18 protein-coding genes are annotated in these 18,147 nt (G+C 68.2%); 6 read left to right on the forward strand and 12 right to left on the reverse strand.

Going from position 1 to position 18,147, the window contains the following annotated elements; genetic code table 11:
- Window positions 1-40 precede the first annotated feature (40 nt).
- The 6 genes from IM660_RS15645 to IM660_RS15670 all read right to left on the reverse strand — a co-directional run bounded on the left by IM660_RS15645 (window position 41) and on the right by IM660_RS15670 (window position 3,542).
- The gene (locus IM660_RS15645; RefSeq protein WP_193496743.1) at window positions 41-1,033 is read right to left on the reverse strand and encodes an IS30 family transposase; all 993 of its coding nucleotides are present in this window, start codon (window positions 1,031-1,033) and stop codon (window positions 41-43) included.
- Window positions 1,009-1,305 (reverse strand): transposase, encoded by a 297-nt coding sequence (locus IM660_RS20030; protein ID WP_425503843.1) that lies wholly within the window; start codon window positions 1,303-1,305, stop codon window positions 1,009-1,011. The genes IM660_RS15645 and IM660_RS20030 overlap by 25 nt, the downstream gene beginning before the upstream one ends.
- Window positions 1,306-1,370: 65 nt before the next feature.
- Window positions 1,371-1,607: a glutaredoxin family protein gene (locus IM660_RS15655; RefSeq protein WP_210769000.1), complete on the reverse strand. Its 237-nt coding sequence runs from the start codon at window positions 1,605-1,607 to the stop codon at window positions 1,371-1,373.
- Window positions 1,608-1,798: 191 nt separating this feature from the next.
- Window positions 1,799-1,897, reverse strand: coding sequence for a 30S ribosomal protein bS22 (locus tag IM660_RS15660; protein ID WP_012085056.1), 99 nt, complete (start codon window positions 1,895-1,897; stop codon window positions 1,799-1,801).
- Between the two features lie 118 nt (window positions 1,898-2,015).
- A complete protein-coding gene (locus IM660_RS15665) occupies window positions 2,016-2,231 on the reverse strand; it encodes a helix-turn-helix domain-containing protein (protein WP_159623311.1) in 216 nt (71 codons plus the stop codon).
- Window positions 2,232-2,360: 129 nt separating this feature from the next.
- Complete coding sequence (locus tag IM660_RS15670) at window positions 2,361-3,542, reverse strand: acetoin utilization protein AcuC (RefSeq protein ID WP_193496745.1); 1,182 nt, start codon at window positions 3,540-3,542, stop codon at window positions 2,361-2,363.
- Between the two features lie 247 nt (window positions 3,543-3,789).
- Between IM660_RS15670 and IM660_RS15675 the strand changes: the two genes are divergently transcribed.
- Window positions 3,790-5,088, forward strand: coding sequence for a TrkH family potassium uptake protein (locus IM660_RS15675; protein WP_425503887.1), 1,299 nt, complete (start codon window positions 3,790-3,792; stop codon window positions 5,086-5,088).
- Window positions 5,081-5,776: a potassium channel family protein gene (locus tag IM660_RS15680; protein WP_193496746.1), complete on the forward strand. Its 696-nt coding sequence runs from the start codon at window positions 5,081-5,083 to the stop codon at window positions 5,774-5,776. Before IM660_RS15675 ends, IM660_RS15680 begins: the two co-directional genes overlap by 8 nt.
- 4 nt (window positions 5,777-5,780) lie before the next feature.
- Here IM660_RS15680 and IM660_RS15685 read toward each other — a convergent pair whose 3' ends face one another.
- The 3 genes from IM660_RS15685 to IM660_RS15695 all read right to left on the reverse strand — a co-directional run bounded on the left by IM660_RS15685 (window position 5,781) and on the right by IM660_RS15695 (window position 8,093).
- Window positions 5,781-6,497 (reverse strand): hypothetical protein, encoded by a 717-nt coding sequence (locus IM660_RS15685; RefSeq protein ID WP_193496747.1) that lies wholly within the window; start codon window positions 6,495-6,497, stop codon window positions 5,781-5,783.
- Window positions 6,498-6,586: 89 nt separating this feature from the next.
- Window positions 6,587-7,399: a pyrroline-5-carboxylate reductase gene (gene proC / locus IM660_RS15690; RefSeq protein WP_193496748.1), complete on the reverse strand. Its 813-nt coding sequence runs from the start codon at window positions 7,397-7,399 to the stop codon at window positions 6,587-6,589.
- A gap of 46 nt (window positions 7,400-7,445) precedes the next feature.
- Window positions 7,446-8,093 carry a hypothetical protein gene (locus IM660_RS15695; protein ID WP_193496749.1) on the reverse strand — a complete coding sequence of 216 codons (648 nt, stop codon included), beginning with the start codon at window positions 8,091-8,093 and terminating at the stop codon, window positions 7,446-7,448.
- A gap of 260 nt (window positions 8,094-8,353) precedes the next feature.
- Between IM660_RS15695 and radA the strand changes: the two genes are divergently transcribed.
- On the forward strand, window positions 8,354-9,826 hold the full coding sequence (radA, locus tag IM660_RS15700; RefSeq protein WP_193496750.1) for a DNA repair protein RadA: 1,473 nt from the start codon (window positions 8,354-8,356) through the stop codon (window positions 9,824-9,826).
- Complete coding sequence (disA, locus tag IM660_RS15705; protein WP_246464985.1) at window positions 9,823-10,938, forward strand: DNA integrity scanning diadenylate cyclase DisA; 1,116 nt, start codon at window positions 9,823-9,825, stop codon at window positions 10,936-10,938. The genes radA and disA overlap by 4 nt, the downstream gene beginning before the upstream one ends.
- A gap of 62 nt (window positions 10,939-11,000) precedes the next feature.
- Here the strand turns inward: disA and IM660_RS15710 are convergent, their stop codons facing one another.
- Both IM660_RS15710 and IM660_RS15715 read right to left on the reverse strand, forming a co-directional pair.
- Window positions 11,001-11,663 carry a hypothetical protein gene (locus tag IM660_RS15710; RefSeq protein ID WP_193496751.1) on the reverse strand — a complete coding sequence of 221 codons (663 nt, stop codon included), beginning with the start codon at window positions 11,661-11,663 and terminating at the stop codon, window positions 11,001-11,003.
- Between the two features lie 150 nt (window positions 11,664-11,813).
- On the reverse strand, window positions 11,814-12,227 hold the full coding sequence (locus IM660_RS15715; RefSeq protein WP_193496752.1) for a DUF5997 family protein: 414 nt from the start codon (window positions 12,225-12,227) through the stop codon (window positions 11,814-11,816).
- Window positions 12,228-12,260: 33 nt separating this feature from the next.
- Between IM660_RS15715 and IM660_RS15720 the strand changes: the two genes are divergently transcribed.
- Both IM660_RS15720 and IM660_RS15725 read left to right on the forward strand, forming a co-directional pair.
- Complete coding sequence (locus tag IM660_RS15720) at window positions 12,261-13,010, forward strand: LysR substrate-binding domain-containing protein (RefSeq protein ID WP_193496753.1); 750 nt, start codon at window positions 12,261-12,263, stop codon at window positions 13,008-13,010.
- A gap of 50 nt (window positions 13,011-13,060) precedes the next feature.
- Complete coding sequence (locus IM660_RS15725; protein WP_193496754.1) at window positions 13,061-13,984, forward strand: HhH-GPD family protein; 924 nt, start codon at window positions 13,061-13,063, stop codon at window positions 13,982-13,984.
- A 125-nt stretch (window positions 13,985-14,109) separates the two neighbouring features.
- Here the strand turns inward: IM660_RS15725 and IM660_RS15730 are convergent, their stop codons facing one another.
- Window positions 14,110-17,940, reverse strand: coding sequence for a family 43 glycosylhydrolase (locus IM660_RS15730; protein WP_193496755.1), 3,831 nt, complete (start codon window positions 17,938-17,940; stop codon window positions 14,110-14,112).
- Between the last annotated feature and the right edge of the window lie 207 nt (window positions 17,941-18,147).

Consider the following 18,147-nt stretch of genomic DNA (forward strand, 5'->3'; position numbering starts at 1 on the left):
AAATGACGGCCCTCAGCGACTCCACGCCAAATGGGCGGTGTCAAGTGGTGAGTGCACTGGTGATGAGTTGGTCGAGTTTCTCTGCCGGTGTCATCCCGTCGAGGGTCGCGCGGGGTCGGATGTTGAGGAGGTCCTGGGCGGTGTGGATGTCGGCGTCAAAGACGGTGCGGAAGTTGATGCCTTTGGGGAAGAACTCCCGGATCAGGCCGTTCGTGTTCTCGTTGGTGCCACGCTGCCATGGTGAGTGCGGGTCGCAGAAGTAGACCGCCATGTTGGTGGCTATCGTGAAGTCGCGGTGTCGAGCGAGTTCATCGCCTTGGTCCCAGGTCAGGCTCTTACGCAGGGCTTGCGGTAGTGAGCTCATCATCGCGACGAGTTCTGCGGTGACGGTTCCGGTGAGGTGATCGGCAGGAAGACGCCGGATCAAGGTGAAGCGTGAAGCACGTTCGACCAGGGTGATGATCGCGGACTGGTTCTTGGCCCCGAGCACGAGATCACCCTCCCAATGCCCGGGAACGGCCCGGTCGGCCGCCTCAGCGGGTCGGGTCGAGATATGACAGCCCTCCACCCAACTGCGGGTGCGGCCCGTGGTGAGCCGTGATCGCGGGATCCGCGTCGTCCGGCCGGTTCGTAGGGCCTTCTCGCGCCGGATCTCCTCGCGCAGACTGCCGCGCCCCTGCACATACAGTGCTTGATAGATCGTCTCGTGTGACACTCGCATGTCCTCACGGTCGAGGTAGTGGCGCCGCAGGTGCAAAACTACCTGTCCCGGGGAGAAGTGCTTATTCAAGCACTCCACCACGACCCGGCGCAGGTGGGTGTTCTGCTCCAGCTTCGCCATCTTGGGGCGCCGCTTGAGCCGATCCGCCCCCACCTGGGCGCGGCGGGCGAAATAGTGCCCGCCAGCGGTTCGATGCTTGTTGATCTCGCGAGTGATCGTCGAGGCCGAGCAGCCCACCAGCCCAGCGATCTGGGCATGAGTCTTGCCCTGGGCCCGATACACCTCGATCAGCGTTCGATGGTAGATATCCAACCGGCGTCCATGACCTGTGTGCACCACCGGCCGAGTCTGCCAGCCATCAGCGAACTCGACCCGAGGGCGAGCCCCGCCCCCTGACGGCCCGAGCGGAACCGGTACCCATACTCGGCCACCCAATCCCTGAGAGTTTCCTTGTTGAACCCCATCCGTCGTGCCACCGACGCCAACGACTCACCATCCTCGACCCTGGACAGCGCCTCAACCCTGAACTCCCACGACAACACCCGAACCACAGCAACCCCATCCACACGACCAGCACAGTGCACTCATCGTCTGACACCGCCAATGTGGCACGAAGTCGCTGAGGGCCGTCACTTGCATACTGAGCCCATCAGCCCAGCGCAGCCTCCAGCCGCGCCGGGTCGATCCGGTAGTACCCGACCTGCTCGCCGTCGACCACGACGACCGGGACCAACTCCCCGAACCGAGCAGTGAGGTCAGCGTCGGAATCGACGTCCACCTCGGCCCACGTCGCTCCTCGACGCTCACTGATCACCCGGACCACACGCCTGGCGGCATCGCACAGGTGGCAGCCGTCCCGGGAGTAGAGAATCACGCGCGCATCCACAATCCCAGGGTACGGGTAGCGAGCCAGGAGCCGAGCGTCAGTTCTGGCCCGAGCCGAGCGTCTGAGGGCACGCGAAAGGGCCGGACCGGCTCCACTGGGGAGCAGCGGTCCGGCCCAGCGCAGGTGAGCGTCGCGTCGAGGTGCCGCTAGTAGGGCGATGCGGGCTGCGCGGCCCTTACTAGCGGAACCTCTCACTTCTTGTTGCGGCGCTGGTGACGCGTCCTGCGGAGCAGCTTGCGGTGCTTCTTCTTCGCCATCCGCTTACGACGCTTCTTGATGACCGAACCCACGGGACCTCACTACGACTCAGGCGATCACGCGAACGCTCCGGGGAATCCCCGGCGCTCGCGTCGGACAGAACATCGAGCTATCTTACCTGCCCGGGAGGGCAGCACCCGCCGGGGCGGGTCAGCGACCGGAAGCGGCTCGCGGATCGCCCCAGTCACCCAGGCCGCCCGAGAGCATCTCCTCCACTGCGGCCTGCGGTACCCGGTAGGACTTCCCCACCCGGATCGCCGGCAGCTCACCGGAGTGAACCATCCGGTACACCGTCATCCGGGAGACACGGGCCATCTCGGCCACCTCGGCAACCGTGAGGAAGCGCGGTGCACCGTCGTCGGCCATCCTCGTCTCTCCCTCTGTCGGTCGTCGCACCTGGTAGCCCGGCGAACGTGCGCCTCGTCGGACATGGACAAAGCCCCAGACGAGCATCTTAGGGGTAAAACGCCGGCGACGGGAACCGCCGGAGGCAGATCAGTCCGCCGTGAGTGGGTCAAGTCCGCGCCAAGGAAAGGCCGCGCGTCGTGTCGCGGCGATCGACTGGTCCACCGGATCTGCGGGATCGTAACCGTCGACCCAGCACCTGAAATCCGTGTCACCACCGTCAGACATGGTGGTCGGGCCGTCTCCGTCGACCAGGTCACGCACCCGCTCCAACCACCCGGCGGGCAGGTCGGTCTGTACCGCGAGTGGCACCCCGGCACTCACCGCAACCAGATGCGCCCAGGAACGTGGGACGGTCCAGATGACGTCGTACCCCCCACCACCGGTGGCCAGCCATCGCCCACCGGCGTGCTCCGACGCCCACCGGCCCACCATCTCCGCCGCAGCGCGCTGGGCGTCGATCGTGATGTCCAGCCCTGTCAGCGGGTCTCGCCGGTGCGTGTCGCATCCGTGCTGGCTGACGATGACCTGTGGTGCGAACTCACGGACCACAGGCCCGGCGACCGCTTCGATGCCCCGCAACCAGGCGACATCGCCTGTACCTTCCGGAAGTGCGAGGTTGATCGCCGATCCCCGCGCGTCCGGGCCCCCCACATCCTGGGCGAAGCCCGTTCCCGGGAACAGTGTCTGCCCGCTCTGGTGCACCGAGATCGTCACCACCCGCGGATCGTCCCAGAACGCCCGCTCCACCCCGTCGCCGTGGTGGGCGTCGATGTCCAGGTACAGCACACGCTCACAGCCGGCCGCCAGCAGCCAGGAGATCGCCACCGCGGCATCGTTGTAGATGCAGAACCCGCCGGCGCGGCCGGGCATCGCATGATGCATGCCTCCGGCGATGCTCACCGCACGGGCCGGACCCTCCTGCCACACCGCCTGCGCTCCTGCCAGCGTCGCTCCCACGATCCGGGCCGAGGCTTCATGCATCCCGGCGAAGATGGGGTCGTCGATGGTGCCGAGCCCACGGGAGCGATCCGGGACGCCCTCGGAGGCAGCCTGGACCGCCGCAATGTAGGCCCGCTCGTGCACGCGAGCGAGTTCGTCGTCAGACGCCGGCTCGGCGTCGACCACCCGCACCCCCGGAGCGGACAGCAACCCGAGCGCGGACAGCAACTCGACCGTCAGGCGCAACCGGACCGGTGCCATGGGGTGCCCGGCGCCGAAGTCGTACGCCAGAAGCTGCTCGTTCCAGGGCAGCGTGACGGGGCAGGGCATACCTCACGGTAGCGCGAACGACCCCGCCTCGATGCCTCCTGCGGCCGGATCCGCCATCAAGCTGACCGACCCGCCCGTGACCGCCTGCTCCGGCATGGATCGACGTGGCACAGTAGGCACGTCCCGACCGCAGGCTGTCAGGAGAGACGTGGCACGCGAGCAGACCCCTCGCCCCGGCGACGATGTCGGGGTGCTCACCCGCCTGCGTGAAGCCGTCGATGACGTCGCCCGGCACTCCCCAGCACGGATGACCCTGGTGGTGTTCGCCTCGGTCGTCGGGATCGTGACAGCGCTGCTCTCGTTGCCGATCGCCACCAGCACCGGTCAGCGCGCTCCCTTCGCCGACGCCCTGTTCACCGCCACCTCCGCTGTGTGCGTGACGGGACTGGTCACGGTCGATACCGCTACCTACTGGTCCCCGTTCGGCCAGGTGGTGATCCTCGTCGGGATCCAGATCGGCGGGCTCGGGGTGATGACCCTCGCCTCGATCCTGGGTCTCGCCGTCTCTCGTCGGATCGGGCTGACGCAGAAGCTGCTAGCTGCGGCCGAGACGAAGACCACCCGGCTCGGCGAGGTCGGGTCACTCCTGCGCGCCGTCCTGGCGACCATCGCCGTGATCGAGGGGGCACTGTGGATCGTCCTGTTCCCGAAGTACCTCCTCATCGGCTACCCGCTCGGAGAAGCGCTCTGGCACAGCCTGTTCCAGGCGATCTCGATCTTCAACAACGCGGGCTTCATCATCGAAGAAGGTGGTCTGGGCCAGTACGCCGGCGACTGGTGGATGGTGATGCCCATCATCATCGGGGCATTCATCGGTGCGCTGGGATTCCCCGCCATCCTCTCGATCAGCCGGAACTGGCGCCGCCCCCGGCAGTGGTCGCTGCACGCGAAGCTCACCGTGGCCACGAGCACGATCCTCTGGGTCGTCGGGACCCTCGCCATCGGCTTGCTGGAATGGGCCAACCCTCGTTCATTCGGGACCCTCCCGGCTGCCGACCGGATCCTCAACGCGATGCTCGCCGGAATGACCCCACGATCGTCCGGGTTCTCGACTGTGGACATCGCGACGATGACCGAGAGCACCTGGTTCATCCAGGACGCGTTGATGTTCGTCGGTGGCGGCAGCGCCTCCACCGGAGGCGGGATCAAGGTGACCACCTTCGCCGTCATGGTGCTCGCGATCCTTGCCGAGGCACGAGGCGACCCGGACATCGAAGCGTTCGGACGGCGGATCGCGCCCACCGTGCTCCGGCTCGCCGTGGCGGTAGCTTTCGTGGGCGCCACCCTCGTGGGCGCCGGAACGCTCGCCCTGCTCGTCCTGACCGACCTGCACCTGGACGTGGTCCTGTTCGAGGTGATCTCCGCCTTCGCCACCTGCGGACTCAGCACCGGGATCACCGCCAACCTGCCCGATTCCGCCAAGTACGTCCTGAGCGCCCTGATGTTCACCGGGCGGCTCGGCACGATGACGATGGCCGCGGCCCTCGCCCTGCGGGACCGCCGCCGTGTGATCCGACTTCCCGAAGAGAGGCCGACCATTGGATAAGAAGTTTCCGCGCGGGAGCACCCCGGATCTCGATCAAGGCGCCGATGCGAGTGTTCTGGTGATCGGACTGGGCCGATTCGGTGGAGCGCTGGCAGCGACCCTGGACGAGCTGGGGCGCGACGTCCTCGCCGTCGAGCGGGATCCTGACCTGATCCGCGACTGGACGGGCCGCATCCCGCTGGTGGAGGCCGATGCCTCCAACCCTGTCGCCCTCGAGCAACTCGGGGTCAAGGACTTCCCGATCGCCGTCGTCGGGGTGGGAACCTCACTGGAGGCAAGCGTGCTGATCACTGGGAACCTGGTGGACCTCGGCACCCCATTGATCTGGGCGAAGGCGATCTCCGCCGAGCACGGGCGCATCCTCCAGCGCATCGGCGCCCACCACGTCGTCTACCCCGAGCATGACGCCGGGGCGCGGGTGGCACACCTGGTCTCGGGCCGGATGCTCGACTTCATCGAGCTCGAGGACGGTTTCACGATCGTGAAGATGCGTCCGCCGAAGGAGACGCACGGGTTCACCGTCGGCGAGGCGGAGATCAAGAGCAAGTACGGGGTGACCGTGATCGGCGTGAAGCAGCCGGGGCAGCCGTTCGAGTACGCCACCGCCGAAACCCGGATCGACGCCGGCGACACGCTCATCCTCTCCGGTGACACGGCGCTGCTGGAGAAGTTCGCCGCCCGGCCATGAGGCGCTACTTCACGTCGTAGGCATCGACCGCCGTCGCCTTCTTGCCCGGCTTCGGGTTGATCACCACGACGGCCTGCCGGTCGCGCTTGCGGATGCTCAGCACGGGGCCCTCCGGCGTTCCCGGGACGTACCGCGCCAAGGGGAAGGGCCGGCCCGTAGACCGCGCCTTGCTCATGGTGGTCTCCCACTCGACGACCTGCGGCCCACCGGCAGCCACCTGCTGGCGCACGTACTGGAGCAGGCTCTCGTTGTCCTGCTCGGACAGGGAGGGGTGGGTGAGCAGGTCGACGCTGAGCACCTCGCCCTTCTTCCCCGTGGAGACCCGCAAACCGGTCTCGCGAGCGAGGGCCAGGTAGCCGCGCTCGAGATAGGCCTGGTGCAGGCGCCGGTAGAGCGCATTCTGGGAGATCATCGCGTAGGCGAAGAGCAGGGCCGCGAGCACCAGCAGGATCGGCGGGCCGTAGACGACGAAGTTCAGCCACACCGAGGTGACCTGGTCCTCGCCGAGCGTGGACCAGAACACCCGCCAGAAGCGGGAGGAACCGATCGCGGAGAAGTCGTTGTCGAGCGTGCGTATCGTGGAACGGAGATTCCACAGCAGCCCGACGACGGCGAACATCAGCACGAGACCTGCGAACGCCATCGCTGGTCGTTCGATGCGCAACGACTTGCCGAAACGATGTGGGTCGGTGAACTGGCTCTGCAGTTGGGTGATCGACACGAGCAGCACTGTAGCGGGACTGGCGGAACCGTCAACCGCCACTGGGGGATCTGTCACCCGCGTGATAACTCGCCCGCGGCTCGTGCAGGTCAGTCCGCGAGCTCGCGCCCCATCTCGATCGACCGCAGCCGCACCGTCTCGGCGGCGGCGATCACCGCAGCCCGCACTCCCCGCTCGTCCAGCTCCCGGATCGCCGCAACAGTCGTCCCGGCCGGGGAGCTGACGCGTTCACGCAGGACCACCGGGTGCTCACCGGTCTGCTGAGCCATCGCCCCGGCGCCGGCGACTGTCTGCACGGCCAGATCGCGAGCGAGTTCACGGCTGAGACCGCCGAGCACCCCGGCCTCGGCGAGGGCGTCGATGAGGTAGAAGACATACGCGGGACCGGATCCGGAGATGGCGGTGACGGCATCCTGATAGGACTCCTCGACCCGGTGGACGGCGCCTGTCCCGGCCAGCAACGAGGCCACCTGGTCGAGATGGTCACCGGTGGCGTGCTCCCCAGCGCTGAGCACGCTCACCCCGGCACCGATCGTGGCGGGGGTGTTGGGCATGACACGCACCACGGGGGTGCCTGCGGGCAGGCGGGAGGCGAGGTACGCCGTCGAGATCCCAGCCGCCACGCTCACCACGATGGCGCCCGGTGCGAGCGCCGGAGCGATCTCGGTGGCGACTCCACCGATGTCCTTCGGCTTGACGGCGAGGATCACCACGTCAGCACCGGTGACCGCCTCGGTGTTGCTGTCGGCTGCCTGCACACCGAGGGCCGCAGCGCGGGTGCGGGCGTGCTCCGGGCGCCCGTCCGCCACACGCACGCCTCCAGCATCCACAGTCGGCAGCATCGAAGTGAGGATGGCCTCCCCCATCACTCCGACGCCGATCAGGGAAATACGTTCTGCCATGGCGGACTCCAGTCAGTCGTGCTTGGTCATGCGGCCAGTATTCACATCACAGGGGGTAGGCACGGTAGAAGGTCGTGACGGTCTCGACGTCCGGCCCCTCGGCGAGCAGCATGACAGTGGCGTTGGTCCATGCCACCCGGGCACCGTCGTCGGTCTCCCACACCACGTAGCGTCCAGCGACCTCACCGTCGACGTCCACCTCACCGGTCTCAACCGGGTCCGTGCCCTCGGTCAGGGTCGAGAGTGTCTCGTCCGCCTCGCCGGCTTCCTTCCATTGCGCGATGCGGAGGGTGACGGCGTCGCTCGGCCCGGTGTAGGTCAGGTGCCAGCTCTCCAGGGCGTTCGGGTCGAGGGGCTCGGGGTCAGCGTCCTGGGCGGTGACAGCGTAGGGGGCCGTGGCTTCCACAGTGTCCGGCAGAGCGGCGAGCAGGGGGGTGGAGGTCTCGCGTTCGATCGGGTCCGGGGCAGCCGTCGTGGCGTGCTCGGAGGCCGTGGACGACGGGCTCGCGCCAGGCTCGGCTTCGTCTCCCAGCCGAGGGACCAGCAGGACCACCAGCACGATGAGCAGGCCCACGACGAGGGCGATCAAAGTGGGCAGCAGCCAGCGTGGGCGGCGGCCCTTCGACTCACCTCGGCCGAGTCCGTCGGAGCCAGGCCCGTGACCGGGCCCGCCTGCATCTGTCTGGCTCGTCATCTCGCCTTCTCAACTCCCGCCGTCGGCCCACATCGATGGACCTGCCTGCCCTGCCTGGGCCTGTGCTCTGCTGCCCCGCACTGTACGCGGCGCCCGGGCGAGGCGCGGCTGACGTCTGGTTTCCGAACACGCCTGCGGGCGCCGTCCACAGCTGGCGGGCCCACCCAGGGGCCAGATGTCGGCGCAGGCGGCTACCGTGGCGCCATGGCGACGACGGGGCAGGGCCGACAGGGCCGACAGGGCCGACGAGGGCAGGATCGATGAGGGCACGGGCGACGTTCGCATGCACGGGCTGTGGTGCCGAGTATGCGAAGTGGTACGGACGTTGCCAGCAGTGCGGGGCCTACGCCACGATCGAGGAGCAGGCGGCAGCGCCCGCGAATGCCGGTCTGAAGTCGACGCGCACCACCCGAGCTCCGGCCCGTCCTGCGCGCCGCGTGCGCGAGATCGAGGTCGATTCGCGGCAGGCGCGCACCTCGACCGGCCTGCGGGAACTGGACCGGGTCCTCGGCGGGGGCCTGGTGCCTGGGCAGGTCGTCCTGCTCGCCGGGGAGCCGGGGGCAGGTAAGTCCACGCTGCTGCTCTCGGCCGCCGATGCGGTCGCCGAGTCCACCGGACGGCCGGTGCTGTACGTCTCCGGTGAGGAGTCGGTCCACCAACTCGCCGCGCGCGCCCGCAGGATCGAGGCCACCAGCGAGCACCTGCTCCTCGCGGACAGCAATGAGCTCGGGGAGGCGCTCGGGCATCTCGAGGCCGTCGAGGGTGAACCGGCTCTGCTGATCGTCGACTCGGTGCAGGCGATCGCCTCGGCCGAGGTCGAGGGCCGCGCCGGCGGTGTGGCTCAGGTGATGGAGGTCGCCTCCACCCTGACCCGGCTGGCGAAGTCCCGGAACCTGCCGATGTTCCTGGTCGGTCAGGTCACGAAGGAGTCCACGCTCGCCGGTCCGCGAGCGCTGGAGCACATCGCCGACACCACGCTGGCGATGGAGGGCGAGAAGCAGACGCCACTGCGGATGCTGCGCACCATCAAGAACCGCTTCGGCCCGGCCGACGAGGTCGCCTGCTTCGAGCAGACCGACACCGGGGTCGTCGAGGTGCCAGACCCGAGCAGTCTGTTCCGCAGCCTGCGCGCCTCACCGGTCCCCGGGACGTGCCTGACCGTGACGGTCGAGGGCCGCCGGCCGATGATCGCCGAGATGCAGGCGCTCGTCTCGCCCAGCACCACCCCGAACCCGCGGCGTGGGGTCAGCGGTCTCGATACCTCCAGGGTGTCGATGCTGGTCGCGATCACGGAACGCCTGGGAGGCGTGCGCCTGCATGACAAGGACGTCTTCGCCGCGACAGTGGGCGGGATGCGCTCCAGCGATCCGGCGACGGATCTGGCGGTGTGCCTGGCGATCGCCTCCGCCTCCCAGGACCTGCTGGTCCCCCTCGATGTCGCCGCCATCGGCGAGGTCTCGCTCTCCGGGGACATCCGCCGGGTGGGCATGATGACGCAGCGGCTGGCTGAGGCCAGGCGCCTGGGGTACCGCCGGGTGATGGTCCCCCTCGGAACCGGCAGCTCGCTCGGGCACCAGTCCGACGGTGTGGAGCTGCTGGAGGTCGCGACGATCCACAATGCCTTCTTCACGCTGACGCAGTTGCAGCCCAGTGCCCGCGAGTCCACGGGGGCGCCGTCTACGATGGATCGCGAGCGAGGTCGGCTCACCTCGATCAGACCGGTCGATTCGTGACCACGACCACCGCCCTGCAGAAAGGTTCCCGGGTGCCCGCCTCCACTCTCCCACCACTCCTGCGTGAGACGTTGCGCGCCGTCGCACCCGGTACCGAACTGCGGGACGGGCTGGAACGGATCCTGCGTGGCCGCACCGGTGCGCTGATCGTGCTCGGCTACGACGAGACGGTCGCTCAGATCTGCTCGGGCGGCTTCGAACTCGACGTTCCGTTCTCCTCCACGCGGTTGCGCGAGCTGGCCAAGATGGACGGGGCAATCGTGGTCGACAACCGTGCCGGCCGGATCTTGCGGGCTGCCGTGCAGATGCTGCCGGACGCTTCGATCGAGACGACCGAATCCGGCACGCGACACCGCACCGCCGAACGGACGGCGAAGCAGACCGGGTTCCCGGTGATCTCGGTGAGCCAGTCGATGCGCATCGTGGCTCTGTACGTCGGCGGCCAGCGGTACGTGCTCGAAGACTCCGACACGATCCTCTCGCGCGCGAATCAGGCCCTCGCGACCCTGGAGCGCTACAAGTCCCGGTTGGATGAGGTCACCGGCACGCTGTCTGCCCTGGAGATCGAGGATCTCGTCACGGTGCGGGATGTGGCCGCGGTGGTGCAGCGGCTGGAGATGGTGCGACGGATCTCGGCGGAGATCTCCGACTACGTGGTCGAGCTCGGGACGAACGGCCGGCTCCTGTCACTGCAGTTCGACGAGCTCATCGGCGGCGTGGGACCGGATCTGGAACTCGTGGTCCGGGACTATCTCGACCCGCGCAGCGCCCGATCCCTGGACGATGTGCTCGACGCGCTGGGTGGCCTCGACTCGACTCAGCTGATCGACCTGACCCAGCTGGCCCGCATCCTCGGCGTAGGCGGCCGGCAGGGCGATTCGCTGGATTCGGCTCTCTCGCCGCGTGGATACCGCATGCTGACGCGGATCCCGCGGTTGCCGATGACTGTGGTGAACGATCTGGTGGAGCACTTCGGGTCGCTGCAGAAGATGCTCGCCGCCACCACCGACGATCTCGAGGTGGTCCACAGCGTCGGTGGCCAGCGTGCCCGGACGGTGCGCGAGGGGCTCTCCCGGCAGGCGGAGTCCTCACTGCTGGAGCGTTTCGCCTGAGGCTTCCTCGCGAACTCCGGAGTAGGCGGCACGCGTAGCACCGCAGCGGTGCAACGCACCGGTCAGCGCAGCGTGAGCGCCTGTTCTGTCGCGACGCGGCTCTCTCCCACTGTGAGCGCTACCTCCAGCACATACGTCCCGGCCTCGGCCATCGCCGTGTCGCCCGGACAGCCCTCGGCGCTCCGGCGCCCGCTCCAGGTGAGGGTGCGCTGCTCCTCGGCGCCGATGTCCAGCAGAATCGGAATCTCCGATGATCCCGCCGGGCACTCAACGCTCGTCCACACCTGATCCTCGCCGGAGGTGACGGTCATCTGCAGGGCGGCGTGGCCGACGTCCAGGAGGCATGGCACCTGCCCGCGGTTGGTGACCGTGACCGATGCGGGCACGTCGGAGCCTGCACTCACCTGGGTCGAGTCGAGCGCCGTGACGACGTCGATCGCCTGCGGCACGCATCCCACCGGATTGGCGAGCGCCTCCTCGTCCGGCGTGGCCTCGGGAGCCGGGGTGGTGGCCGCATCGGTGGCAGGCTCGGTCGCGGTCGGTCCCTCGCCTGGTCCGAATCGCTCCAGCAGGGCCCGCACGCCGAGGGTCCCGGCGAGCGCGACGAGGGCCACGAGCACCAACGCGAGAAGACCGACCACGAGGCGACGACGGCGGTAGGAGGCCTTGCTCGGACGGGAGGTCGCGTTCGCACGCCCCCGTGAGGCACCGGTCCCCCGGTTCACGGCCCTGTCGGTACCGCTGCGCCTTGAACGCGTGCGGTGCCCAGCATCACGAGGGGTTCGGTTCGGCACGGTACAGACGGTATCCCGCGCCCCCGGGGCACGCGCGGAGCCACGTCGAGGACGCGCGCACACCAGGTCTCGTGATGACCGTCAGGAGTGCGGGCGCGGGCGGTTGCCGGACTCGGCCCGCGCCCGACGCTCGGCCTCATTCTCCCGTCGGCGCTGATCCTGCTGCCGCGTGTCCTCCTGGACCGCGCGCTCGGCAGTCAGCCAGTCCGGCGGGTCGTCTCGCAGTTCATTGATCTCGGCGGTCGTGAGCGCTCCCTCGATACCGGCCCGGGTCAGACCGGAGATCGAGATGCCCAATCGGCCGGCCACCACCGGCCGCGGGTGCGGGCCGTTGCGACGCAGGTCGGTCAGCCAGTCCGGTGGGTGTCGTTCGAGCTCCTCCACCTCTTGCCGGCTGAGCTGGGCCGCCTGGAACTCCTGCGGCGCAGCCGGAAGGTAGATACCGAGCTTCTTCGCGGCTGTGATCGCCTTCATTCGTTGCTGGTCGGCTCCCATGGGAGCAGTATGCCCGCTCGCTAGGCTGGGCGCGTGACCACGCCACCGTTCAGACTCGGCTACGTCCCCGGCGTGACCCCCGCGAAGTGGGCAGGGATCTGGCGGGAGCGTCACCGCACCGAGCTCGAACTGGTACCTCTCGCCGTCGGGGACGCCGAACGCGCAGTGCGCGAGGGTGAGGTCGCGGCCGCGCTGCTGCGGCCCCCGGTGGACCGGGAGATGCTCAGCGCGATTGTGCTCTACGAGGAGGCGTGCGTCGTGGTGACGCCGATCGATCACGTGATCGCGGCCCTCGATCGGGATGAGCCGGTCACCTCAGAGGACTTGGCGGACGAGGTCATGCTGTACCCGGCCGACGACGTCCTGGGCAGACCTCCGGGCCAGCTGGCCGGCTATCGTCCGCCGACGACCGCCGAGGCGATCACTCTCGTCGCGGCCGGTACCGGACTGCTGATCGTCCCGCAGTCCTTGGCGCGCCTGCACCACCGGCGCGACCTGACCTACCGGTTCCTCGACGGCGGGCCGGCAGCACCTGTGGCGCTGTGCTGGCAGACCGATCGCACCACCGACGAGGTGGAGGATCTGATCGGCGTGGTGCGGGGCCGGACCGTGAACTCTTCTCGGGGGCGGCCGACTCCACCGTCGACGAAGCCGGTCCGGCCAGAGCAAGGCGCGCGCAGCTCCTCAGCAGGACGCGGCTCCGGTGGACGCAGTTCCTCGGCTGGACGCCGATCCGCCCGCCGCGGCCCGAACCAGCGGGGCAACCGCCGCGGGCGGCCCTGATCGCGGCGCAGCACAGGCGGATCCTGCGCGACCTCTACGCTGGAGCAGCGATGACCACTGCCCCCGACTGCCCGTGCACCGGCTGCGCCTCGACCCTGCACGAGGCGATCCTGACCTGGTACGACGATCATGCCCGCGACCTGCCGTGGCGTGCACCGGAGACGAACGGGTGGGCGGTGCTGGTCAGCGAGATCATGCTGCAGCAGACACCAGTGGTGCGGGTGGAACCCGCGTGGCAGGCGTGGATGCACCGCTGGCCCACCCCCGCGGATCTGGCGGCAGCGAGCCCGGCGGAGGTGTTGCGCGCGTGGGACCGGCTCGGCTACCCGCGGCGTGCGCTGCGACTGCGCGAGGCGGCTCGCACGATCGTGGCCGACCATGGCGGCGCGGTGCCCGCCGACGAAGCGGCCCTGCGTGCGCTTCCGGGGATCGGGGCCTACACGGCAGCGGCAGTTGCTGCTTTCGCCTACGGACGGCGCACGGTCGTCCTGGACACGAACGTGCGCCGGGTGCTGGGTCGCCTGGTATCGGGGATGGCGCTGCCACCGCCCTCGCAGCGTCGTGCGGAGAACGAGACGGCGGCGGCGATGCTGCCCGAGGAGCCGGAGCGATCCGCGCGCTGGAACGTGGCGATGATGGAGCTCGGCGCACTCGTGTGCACGGCCCGCTCACCGCAGTGCGGTCAATGCCCGGTGGCGACCCACTGCCGGTGGCGGGCTGCTGAGTATCCGGCGGACGAGTTCGCCACCGCTCGTCGCACCCAGGCCTGGCACGGTACCGACCGTCAGGCGCGGGGCCGGGTCCTCGCTGCGCTGCGCCGTCAGGACGAGCTGCGGCCGGACGAGGCCGGTGACCTGTGGCCGGACCCCGCCCAGCTGCAGCGGGTGCTGGCAAGCCTGTGCACCGACCGGTTGATCGTGGCCGAGACCGACTCCGACGGTGTGGTGACCGGGTACCGGTTGCCACAGCAGTGAGCATGCACTTCGGCGATTCGCCGCCGGGACGTGCATGAGGTATCGCCCGCAGCGGCGTCTCAGCCGCTGCGGGCGATACCTCCGGAGTGACCTGTCGTCACTGCCGCCTCCGCCGGACTTCGGGATCAGTGCGTGGTGAAACCACTGGCCTTGTCCTCGAGCGGGATCGGGTTGATGCTCATCGTGTACTCGGCATCTAGCGGTGCCGGATGTCCCGAACCATCACCGATGGTGAGGCCATCCTGACCCGCCACGTACGGCTCGATGAAGGCGTACCTGGCCGTCTGGGTGTTCGGCCCCGGCCGCGCCTGGAACATGAACCAGTCGGTGCCCTCGTGATCGGTGAAGGTGGGGCCCGTACCGGTCCCGACAACCTCATCGTTCTTGCTCATCACAGGGGTCGGGTTCTTCGCCCAGTTCGAGGCGTCCATCGGGTCTCCCCCCGTGTAGCGCAGGTATCCGATCGCGTAGTGGATGGTCCAGTAGCCGCTGGCGGAGTAGGCCATGTACACCTCGCCGTCGTGACCGTAGACGGCGGTCGCGCCCTCCACGACCTTCGGCCACCACATGTTGGGGTCGCTCGAGGACTGGGCGTACCCGTGCTCCTCCCACTCATACTCCGGCACGGCGATGATGCTCGGCTCCCCGGTCAGCGTCCACGGATTGACCATGTGACTGAGGTTGAGCCTCTGATGGAACTCCGAGGTACCTCGATACGCTTCGGTCACGTACGAGATGTAGGTCTCGCCACCGATCCGGAACACAGACGTTCCGGCGACGAACTCATCGGTGTTGAACTCGGGATCATCCTCGTTCGTAATGCGTTCCGGGACGTTCGCCGCACCGGTGACGGGGTTGCCCCACGTGCCCAGCAGATCATCGCCGTCGAGAGCCTTGAGCACGTACTGGCGCTGCCCCTCAGCTGCAGGATCACTCGGGTCCGTCGCGGACAGGAACAGGTACCACCCCGCGTTCTCCTCACCGACGTCCTCTGCGGTCAGGTGGTGGATCTCCGGTGACCACAGGTTCCGCATCTCGTCGGGGGCGAAGATCACCGACCCCACCGACTCGCTCATGTCCGAGGGGTTCGCGACCTTGTGCAGGGACAGTGTGGAGCCGCCGGTGGCGATGAAGTAGTACTGCCCCTCGTGGGTGAACATGTACGGATCGGCGGCACGGACCAGTGGGTTCGTGAACGTCAGGTCCCCCTCCGGCGCTGCCTGGGCGATCGCGGGGTCGACGTGGAGGGCACTGACCATGTCCCCTGCGAACCCCTCGCTCCCCAGGAGATCGGTGAGGTGCCCGAAGTCGCCGCCTTCGACGGTGAGGTCATAGGTGCCCGAGAGGACCGTGCTGCGGGACTTCGCCGGGGCGATCGTCGCCCAGAACTCACCGCCGTTGACGGTGATGTCCGCGTCATAGTCGACGGCGTAGTCACTGCCATCCTCCTCGTAGACCGCGTAGACGCCGCGCATGAACGTGCCTGCGTTGATGGTCGCGGACGCTGATCCCGAGCTCTCACCACGATGCGAGAGGACGACCGGCCCGTAGAAGGTGCCCCCATCGACCTGGACGGAGATGTCTGCGCCGGCGGTCACCGCTCCGGTGTGGTCGGAACCGCCACGCAGGCCGGCCCACTGGCCGCCCTCGACCGTCACCGAGGTGGACGGCGCGGGCACCGTGTCGTTGCTTCCGCCGATGATGGTCAGGTAGGTCTCGCCACGACGGGTGAACTCGGTGTCGACGCCGGTGCCGATGGTCAGCTGTTGCCCCATGGCGTAGATGGCGCCGTCGACGGTCGGGGACTGCAGCAGCAGGTTCTCGAACGTGGTCGGGCCGCCCAGTCGCATGGCACCCTCGATCTGCAGTGCCGCTCCGTCGGCGGCGAAGTCGAGGTCGCCGTCGTCGGAGGTGAGCACGACGCGGGAGGTGTACTCGCCGAGGTCGTAGCCCTCCTCGACCGTGTAGGGGCCGGTCACCACCACGCGTCCGTCGCCGCTGAGCTCGGCGATCGCTGTACTCAGGTCGCCGCTGGCGTGGGTCGGGCTGCTGCCGTCACCGTCGCCGCCGGGAGCCAGGTAGACGACGTCATCGTCGATGACGGTGGACACCTGGTCCGCGAGCTGGTCGACGAGGTCGTCCTCGGCTCCGGGCAGGCGCACGAGCACGCGTTCGGATCCGTCGGCAGCCTCCCAGCCCGAGATGCTGAGGTCCTTGATCTCCACGCTGCCGATCCGAAGGCGGGCGTCGGTCTCGACGCGCTCGAGCGCCGCGGTTGCGATCTCGCCGTCGATCAGCCGTGCGGTGAGCGAACCGAGCCCGGCTGCGGATGCGTGCAGGGTCTCGATCTCACCTCCGTCGATCGTCACCATCGCGTTCTCGACGTCGTAGGGCTGGTCGGTTCCGGCCCACACCTCTTCGATCTCGCCGCCGGCGATTGTGACATCCGTGCTGCCGGCGAAGGCGCTGTTCAGCCCGGAGATGCCCACGACCCGGGCGATCTCGCCACTCTCGATCGTGATCTGGCTGTCATCGGCGATCGCGACCACGCTGACCTGACGGCCCTCCTCCATTGTCACCCCTGCGCCCAGCGCGAGGTGTGCGCCATCGGCTTGGAGCTCAAGGCTGCCAGCGTTCGCGAGCCGTACCCCTTCGAAGGTGACGTCCCGTGCCAGCGGTACCTCTGCGTCGTCGGGAAAGGCGATCGAAGCATCGCCGGCACCGGTAAACGTGATCTGCCCCGCTCCCGCGGCAAGCGTGCCGGGATCGACATCCCAGGAGACGTCGCCATGGACCGTGATGGCACCGCCGTCGGCGGCCAGTAGGCCCAGCGCGGCCTCGAGACTGCTGCACGGGTTCTCAGCGCTGCACTCGGCGCCGCCACCATCGGCGCTGACGTGGACGTCCGCGGTGTTGATCAGGACGTCGAAGATCTCCTTGAGCGCGGCCACCTGATCGGCCGTGTAGTACTGCCCCGCGAAGACCACCGTCCGGACCGCCGCAAATTCGAGGATCTGCTGGTGGCGACCTTCACCGCCCCAGGCGTTCTGAGCTTGAATGGCCTCGTAGTCCACCCCGTCGAGCGTCAGGTTGACGTCTTCGACGACGTTGTTGATGTCGATCGTGTTGATGTGCCCGCCGGTGAGTTCGACGTCTGCGCTGCCCACGATGTAGCGGGTCACATCGCCAGCAGTGTGCAGGGCACCCACGCGACCGCCGGTCATCGTGATCTCAGTGCTGCCTGAGTAATGGTTCTCGAGCGATGCCCCGAAAACCTCCTGGATGACGCCGCCGTTGATGGTGATGTGCGAGGTCCCGGTGTAGGTCTGCGTCCCGACGCCCTTGCCTCGTGTGAAACCGGAGACCTTGTAGAAGGTGCCCGAGTTGATCGTGATGTAGGAGTCGGCATCACGCACGGTGTCCTCATCGGAGGGCCCGTGATAGCCGCCGACGACGAACACTTGCCGTTTGCCCGGTGTGGGCACGCTCTCCATCGTGACCCCCTCACCGAAGGTGATCGGGTTCCAGTTCGCGGCGAAGACCGACCACTGTGAATGAACAACACCGAGATCTGCAAAGGTCGTGGGTCCGGCGAGGTTGTACTCGATGAAGGGCGTGTCCCCGAAGACCAGCCGGCCCGGATAGGTGTTCTCGCCGTCGGTACTCGTGACGAGAATCGGTTCGGTGTGGTCCGGCTCGACGAGCGTGGCATCGAGCGGGTAGTCACCCATGAGGACGACCCGGCCGCCGTCACCAGCCACAAGCGTCAGCGCTGCTTCGAGCGTCTGGACGGGCTCGGCCGGGTCGGTGCCGGGAGCGGCATCGTCGCCGGCGACGGCGTCGACGTAGGCGACCATCTGGCCGTCGGCGACTGCTGGTGGTGCTGCAGACAGTCCGCACAGAACCATGACAAGTGCGGTGAGGACCGCGGTGAACGACGTGGACACGCGAGTCATGAAGGGCTCCCAAGGAGTGAGTTCTCGGCTCGGGCTACGCATCCACAACGTCGGTGGTGGGATGTTGGCGTAGCACGATATTTGTAAGAACAACTAACTGTTGTGTTTGTTCGAATGTCACCGTAGCGGGATGATGTGCCCAGGTCAACGGTTCAACTCCGACCACCCGACCACCAAGCGACTGGGCGACCCGGCGAACTGGGTCAT

This window comes from Ruania alkalisoli (assembly GCF_014960965.1).
Classification (GTDB): domain Bacteria; phylum Actinomycetota; class Actinomycetes; order Actinomycetales; family Beutenbergiaceae; genus Ruania; species Ruania alkalisoli.